8 protein-coding genes and 1 pseudogene are annotated in these 6,290 nt (G+C 69.7%); all 9 read right to left on the bottom strand.

Going from position 1 to position 6,290, the window contains the following annotated elements; translation table 11 throughout:
• Positions 1-185 precede the first annotated feature (185 nt).
• Positions 186-746 carry an REP-associated tyrosine transposase gene (locus D183_RS0109305; protein ID WP_232757246.1) on the bottom strand — a complete coding sequence of 187 codons (561 nt, stop codon included), beginning with the start codon at positions 744-746 and terminating at the stop codon, positions 186-188.
• A gap of 303 nt (positions 747-1,049) precedes the next feature.
• On the bottom strand, positions 1,050-1,391 hold the full coding sequence (locus D183_RS0109300; RefSeq protein WP_017908747.1) for a lipid-A-disaccharide synthase N-terminal domain-containing protein: 342 nt from the start codon (positions 1,389-1,391) through the stop codon (positions 1,050-1,052).
• A 1-nt stretch (position 1,392) separates the two neighbouring features.
• A complete protein-coding gene (locus D183_RS0109295) occupies positions 1,393-2,115 on the bottom strand; it encodes a glycosyltransferase family 2 protein (protein WP_010342743.1) in 723 nt (240 codons plus the stop codon).
• Positions 2,116-2,201: 86 nt separating this feature from the next.
• Positions 2,202-3,167, bottom strand: coding sequence for an NAD-dependent epimerase/dehydratase family protein (locus D183_RS0109290; RefSeq protein ID WP_017908745.1), 966 nt, complete (start codon positions 3,165-3,167; stop codon positions 2,202-2,204).
• Positions 3,168-3,225: 58 nt separating this feature from the next.
• Positions 3,226-3,951, bottom strand: a complete 726-nt coding sequence (locus D183_RS0109285) for a suppressor of fused domain protein (protein WP_017908744.1) — start codon at positions 3,949-3,951, stop codon at positions 3,226-3,228.
• Positions 3,952-3,991: 40 nt separating this feature from the next.
• Positions 3,992-4,300 (bottom strand): helix-hairpin-helix domain-containing protein, encoded by a 309-nt coding sequence (locus D183_RS0109280; protein WP_017908743.1) that lies wholly within the window; start codon positions 4,298-4,300, stop codon positions 3,992-3,994.
• Between the two features lie 36 nt (positions 4,301-4,336).
• Positions 4,337-5,257, bottom strand: a complete 921-nt coding sequence (locus tag D183_RS0109275) for a ParB/RepB/Spo0J family partition protein (RefSeq protein WP_017908742.1) — start codon at positions 5,255-5,257, stop codon at positions 4,337-4,339.
• On the bottom strand, positions 5,257-6,054 hold the full coding sequence (locus D183_RS0109270) for a ParA family protein (protein ID WP_017908741.1): 798 nt from the start codon (positions 6,052-6,054) through the stop codon (positions 5,257-5,259). Before D183_RS0109270 ends, D183_RS0109275 begins: the two co-directional genes overlap by 1 nt.
• An 89-nt stretch (positions 6,055-6,143) precedes the next feature.
• Positions 6,144-6,290: pseudogene (locus D183_RS24350) on the bottom strand (16S rRNA (guanine(527)-N(7))-methyltransferase RsmG); the annotation flags it as partial.

Here is a 6,290-nt window from a genome sequence, read left to right as displayed (position 1 = left end):
TGCGGCTGCTGCCGCTGCCGCTGCGCAGGATGGCGTCCCATTGTGGGAGGGACTTCAGTCCCGACGCGCGGTCGCTCCGCCTGCGACAGCATCCAGCAGCAACTGCAGCCATTGCAGCGGTCGCAGGCCTGCTGGTGCCGACATCGACCATGCGACCACAAGCCTCACCGTCGGTCTGCGCGGCATCACGCCGTCGCACTTGCACCCGAGCATGATGCCGCGCACGGCGCGGTAGCCGCCGGACACAGCCAAACCGCATCCCAGTACGGGTAGTCGCCGACGCGGCGCACCAGACCGGCGCGCAACGGGTTGGCGACCATGTAGCGCGCTGCCGGCAGCAACTGCCGCGCGTCGCGCAGTGCACGATCATGAAACCCCTCCATCCACACGGCGCCGCCGCGGCCCCGCGCCTGATTGGCCGCCCTGGCGGCGCGGCCCTTGGCGTCGCGCACGACGGTTGGCAGAGCAGCACCGCGCTCGAGCATGACCAGCCCATGCCAGTGATCGGGCATCAATACCCAGCACAGAAGCTGCGCGCCGGCCCAGGTATCGGCATGGCCCAGGCAAGAAGCGGCTGCCCACGCGCAGCGCCAGTCCTCGAACAGGCGCTGGCGCTGCCAGGTCACTGTGGTGACCAGATAGATGCGTCCGGTCTCGCTCCCGCGTCCTGCACGCAGCGCGCGGTAACCTCGGGGAATTCTGCTGTGCATGACGCCAGGGTTGCAGGGCGGATCATGCAGGACCATCGGGAATCGACCGATACAGGCGTGGGGAAACTCACAGGCGTGGTGTCAGAAAGCCGGTGCTCGCTGCTGTGTGAAGCAGAGGGCGGCACTACCGAGACCTGGAAGATTCACGCGTCGGGACTGAAGTCCCTCCCACATGTGGAGCCTCGGCGTCATCGGCGGCAATGACGGTAGAACCACTGAGGTGTGGAAGATGCGCGCGTCGGGACTGAAGTCCCTCCCACAGTGGCGGGTCGCGATCGGAGGGTGTTAGGCGCCGCCTGCGATCATGCGCCCCTGCGATCGCGCGCAGCGGCGCCGCGTTCAATGCGAGGCGCGGTCGCGGTGCCAGCCGCGGTGCTTGATGTCCAGGTACAGGCTGTAGAAGGCAGTGAAGGCGGGGAACAGGTTCTGCAGCACGCCCACCGAGTCCTGCTTGGCCGAGAACATGAAGTAGCTCAGCGTCATCAGGCTGCCGATCACGCTCATGTACCAGAACAGCCGCGGGATCACCGGCTTGCCGGCGCGCTTGGAGGCGACGAACTGCACCAGCCAGCGGCCGCCGAACATCAGCGCGCCGACGTAGCCGATCAGCTTCCAGCCGGTGACGTGCAGCCCGGTCCAGTACAGCGCCTGGATCGGTTCGTTGAGGAAATGCGCGTCCATCTCAGCGCTCCTGCACCGCGGTGCGGCGGCTGCGCGCGATCAGCCAGGCCACGCCGCGCAGGTCGCGGATGCCGACCAGGGCGCGGTTGAGGTTGTTGTACTTGGACACGCCGGAGGTGCGGTGGCGGTGATTGACCGGCACGCTCAGGGTCTGCCAGCCGGCGCGCTGCATCAGCGCGGGCAGGTAGCGGTGCATGTGATCGAAGTACGGCAGGTCCAGGAACGCCTCGCGCTCGAACAGCTTGATGCCGCAGCCGGTGTCCGGGGTGTCGTCGCGCAGCATGCGCGCGCGGATCGCGTTGGCCCACTTGGACGCCCAGCGCTTGCTGCCCGAATCCTGCCGCGACACCCGCCAGCCGGCGAACAGCTTGACCAGCGGCTCGGCGGCCTGGCGCGCGGCCAGCAGCTTGGGGATGTCGGCCGGATCGTTCTGGCCGTCGCCGTCCAGGGTGGCGATCCACAGCCCGCGCGCAGCCTTGACGCCGTTGCGCACCGCGGTGCTCTGCCCGCTCTGGCTGACATGGTGCAGCACGCGCAGCTCCGGCGTGGACGCCTTCAGCCCTTCGAGCACCGCCAGGGTGTCGTCGCGCGAATGGTCGTCGACGTAGACGATCTCGAAATCGATCGTGCCGCGCAGCGCGGCGACGATCTCGGCGACCAGCGGCGGCACGTTGTCGCGCTCGTTGAACACCGGGACGACGACGGAGAGGGAAAGCTGGCTCATGGATTCGGCAAGGCTGGGCGCGGGGCGCGCGTGGGGGAAAAAGCGGCAGGCATTGTGCCGCGAACCGATGATCCGCGGATGAAGCGTCAGGCGGCGGCGCCGAAATACTCCCGGCACCAGGCCACCACCTGCGGCAGGCCGACCTCGATCGGGGTGCTCGGATCGAAGCCGAACGCGGCGTGGGCCCGCGCAGTATCGGCCATCGTCTCGATCATGTCGCCCGGCTGCATCGGCCGATACTGTTTCTCGGCGCTGCGCCCGGCGGCGTCCTCGATCACCGCGATGAAGCGCTCCAGTTCCACCGGGGTGTGATTGCCGAGGTTGAACACGCGATGCGGCACCGGCTCGCTGGAGGGGTGATCGAGCGCGCCGAGCACGCCGGCGACGATGTCGGCGACGAAGGTGAAGTCGCGGCGCATGCGGCCGTGGTTGAACACCTCGATCGGGCGCCCGGCCAGCACCGCGCGGCTGAACAGCAGCGGCGCCATGTCCGGACGGCCCCAGGGGCCGTACACGGTGAAAAAGCGCAGCCCGGTGGCGCGCAGGCCGTACAGCTGCGCGTAGGTATGGGCCATCAGCTCGTTGGCGGCCTTGGTCGCCGCGTACAGCGAGCGCGGCTGGTCGATGCGCTGGTCCTCGGAGAACGGCGGCGTCGCCGAATCGCCGTACACCGAGCTGCTGGAGGCATAGACCAGATGCTCCACGCCGCGGTGCCGGCACAGCTCCAGCATGTTGACGAAACCGACCAGGTTGCTGTCGACGTAGGCGTAGGGGTTCTGCAGCGAATAGCGCACCCCGGCCTGCGCGGCCAGGTGCACCACGCGGGTCGGCTGCACCTCGTCGAACAGCGCGGCCAGGCCGTCGCGGTCGGTCAGGTCCAGGGTGCGGATGTCCGCGTTCGCGCACAGCGCGGCGACGCGGTCGCGCTTGAGCTGCGGGTCGTAGTAGTCGTTGTAGTTGTCCAGGCCCACCACCAGTTGCCCGGCGGCGCGCAGCGCACGGACGGTGTGGGCACCGATGAAGCCGGCGGCGCCGGTGACGAGGATGGGCATGGCGAAAGTCCTGGAAAGCGTGGAACGGCGTGCGCGGTGTGTGGATCGGAACGGCAGGTCAGAACAGCGCGAAGCGCTTGCGGGCGACATTGGGCCGGGCGGGATCGATCACGTCCTGCAGGCCCTTGGCGTCGAAGCGGTCCATCAGCGCCTCGGCGCCCTTCTTCAGCTTGAGCGCCATTTCTTCCGGATACAGCGGCACCAGGGTCATGAACACGATGGTCTTGTCGGCATCGACGACCAGTTCCCCAAACGCCTCGGGCGTGCTCACCGGCGGCAGCACGATCGCCCCGTCGAAGCCGATGCCGGGCGCGTACGGTTCGGCCGGGTGACCGTTGGGCACGGTGTGGCCGAAGCCCAGCCAGGTGTCGTACTTGTGCGGCAGCCGCGCCAGGGTCTTGAGCAGGCGCAGCGGCCAGTAATGGCGCTCATCCTGGAAATCGTCCTGGGTGATTGGCCAGTCGGGCGGCAGGGTCAGCATCAGCTCCATGAAGTGCGGCGCCCCCACGCCCTCGGGCACGGCCATCGGCAGGTCGCTCATCCCCGAGGTGACCAGCCGCAGATACGGCACCTCGTCGGTGGCGGGCACCACGTGCACATCCAGGTGCACGGTGTCGGAGATGATCTCGTGCAGCACGCCGGCGACCGACCCCAGGTGGCGTTCGATGTGCGCGCCGATCTGCTCCAGGCAGGACTCGCCGCTCGCCAGCGCGAACGGTTTTTCCTCGCGGTGCTGCAGGATCGGGCTGCCGCCCGGGCTGATCTGCGTGTCCTCGTTGCTCATGCAATGCTCCGGTTGCTGGCCAGCGCCGCGGCGCGCGGCCTCAGCGCAGGGTCAGCGGCGCGTCCTTGGCCAGCGCCGCCTTGCGCTCCTTGCTGAACTCCCACCACGGACGCGGCGTCTCGCCCTGCATGAAGCGCACGATCGACAGGAACACGTCGATCACGCAGTGGTCGTGCACCACCCCGGTGCGCAGGCACAGCTGTGCGTACATGTCGTAGGGATCGCGGCCCTGCAGGTGCGCCGGCACGCGGATGCCGATCAGGCGCAGGTCCTTCTCGCAGGCCGGCCCGACGTTGGGCAGGTCGGTCAGGCGCAGCAGGTGGTGACGGTCGACCTTGCTGGGATGCATGGCGGGGACGGTCCTGGCGGACGCGGGCGGCGGCGCTCAGGCCTGCCGCGGGCGCAGTTTCTCGAGCACGCCGTCCAGCGTGTCCAGGTCGGTGTAGTGGATCACCAGCTTGCCCTTGCCGCCGCGGCCATGGGCGATGGACACCTTGGTCCCCAGCGACTCGGACAGCTCGGTTTCCAGCGAGGCGATGTCGGCCTGCGGCGCGGTGCGCGCCGGCTTGGCCTTGCGATTGCTCGGCACCTTGCCGGCGGCGAACTGCTGCGCCCGATGCTCGACCTCGCGCACCGACCAGCCCTGGTCGGCGGCATCGGAGGCCAGGCGACTGGCCAGCTCCGGCGACAGCGTCAGCAGCGCGCGCGCATGGCCCATCTCCAGGCGCCGCGCTTCCAGCAGCGCGCGGATCGCCGGCGGCAGTTCCAGCAGGCGCAGCAGGTTGGACACCGACGCGCGCGAGCGGCCCACCGCCTCGGCGGCCTCGGCGTGGGTCAGCGAGAACTCGTCGATCAGCCGCTGCAGCGCCTGTGCCTCTTCCAGCGGGTTGAGATCCTCGCGCTGGATGTTCTCGATCAGCGCCATGGCGATGACGGTGCGGTCGTCCAGCTCGCGCACCACCACCGGCACTTCGCTCAGCCCAGCCAACTGCGAGGCGCGCCAGCGGCGTTCGCCGGCGACGATCTCGAAGCTGCCCGGCGCCAGTTCGCGGGCGACGATCGGCTGGATCACGCCCTGCGCCTTGATCGACTCGGCCAGCTCCTGCAGCTTGGCCTCGTCCATCTCCTGGCGCGGCTGGTACTTGCCCGGCTGCAGCTGCCCGACCGGCAGGCGGCGCAGGCTCTCGCCCGGCTGCAGCTCGGCGGTCGGCGCCGGCGCTGCCGCGCCCTTCGGCCCCAGCAGCGCTTCCAGGCCACGGCCGAGGCCGCGCTTCTTCGCTCCGAGGGCGGGGGGCTTGGCGCTCATCAGACGGTCTCCATGGCCGGCATCGGCCGATTGCGTTCGTTGCGGCGGCGCACGATCTCGCCAGCCAGTCCCAGGTAGGCGACGCCGCCGCGCGAGGTGCGGTCGTAGCCGACGATGCTCTGGCCATGGCTGGGCGCCTCGGCCAGGCGCACGTTGCGCGGCACGATGGTGCGGAACACCTTGTCGCCGAAGTGGTTGGTCAGTTCCGCCGACACCGCGTTGGCCAGGTTGTTGCGCACGTCGAACATGGTGCGCAGCACGCCTTCGATCTCCAGCGCCGGGTTCAGCTCGGCGCGCAGCGCCTCGATGGTCTCCAGCAACGCGGTCAGCCCTTCCAGCGCGTAGTACTCGCACTGCATCGGCACGATCACCGAGTCGGCGGCGGTCAGCGCGTTCAGGGTCAGCAGCGACAGCGCCGGCGGGCAGTCGATCAGGATGAAGTCGTAGGCTTCGCGCAGCGGCGCCAGCGCGGTCTTCAGCCGCTGCTCGCGCGCCGGCTGGTCCATCAGCTGGATCTCGGCGGCGGTGAGATCGATATTGCCCGGCAGCAGGTCGAAGCCTTCCGGCGCGGTCACCCGGATCTGTTCGGCGCTGCTCTCGCCGAGCAGCACGTCGCAGGTGGAGGCGGCCAGCTCGCGCTTGTCGATGCCGCTGCCCATCGTCGCATTACCCTGCGAGTCCAGGTCCACCAGCAGCACGCGCTGCGACTGCCGCGCCAGCGACGCGGCCAGGTTGACCGCGGTGGTGGTCTTGCCGACGCCGCCCTTCTGGTTGGCGATGGCGATGATGCGGGCCATGCGGGAGCCTCGTCGGCGATGGGGTGGGACCGGGCATTATGCGGTCACAGCCCCCCCTGGCGGAAATCGGGGCCGGCCGCGGCCGCCGCTCAACCGCGCTCGACCACCACCAGGTGGCGGTCGGCGCCCAGGCCGGGGACCTGCAGCGGGTGCACCGTCGGCGCCACCCAGCCCGGCGGCAGCGCGGCGATCTCCTCGTCCGGGCGCACGCCCTTCATCGCCAGCAGGCGCCCGCC

This window comes from Xanthomonas sp. SHU 199 (assembly GCF_000364665.1).
GTDB lineage: Bacteria > Pseudomonadota > Gammaproteobacteria > Xanthomonadales > Xanthomonadaceae > Xanthomonas_A > Xanthomonas_A sontii.
The sequence above is the reverse complement of the archived record's forward strand: the minus strand, read 5'-3'. Positions and strand labels throughout refer to the sequence as shown.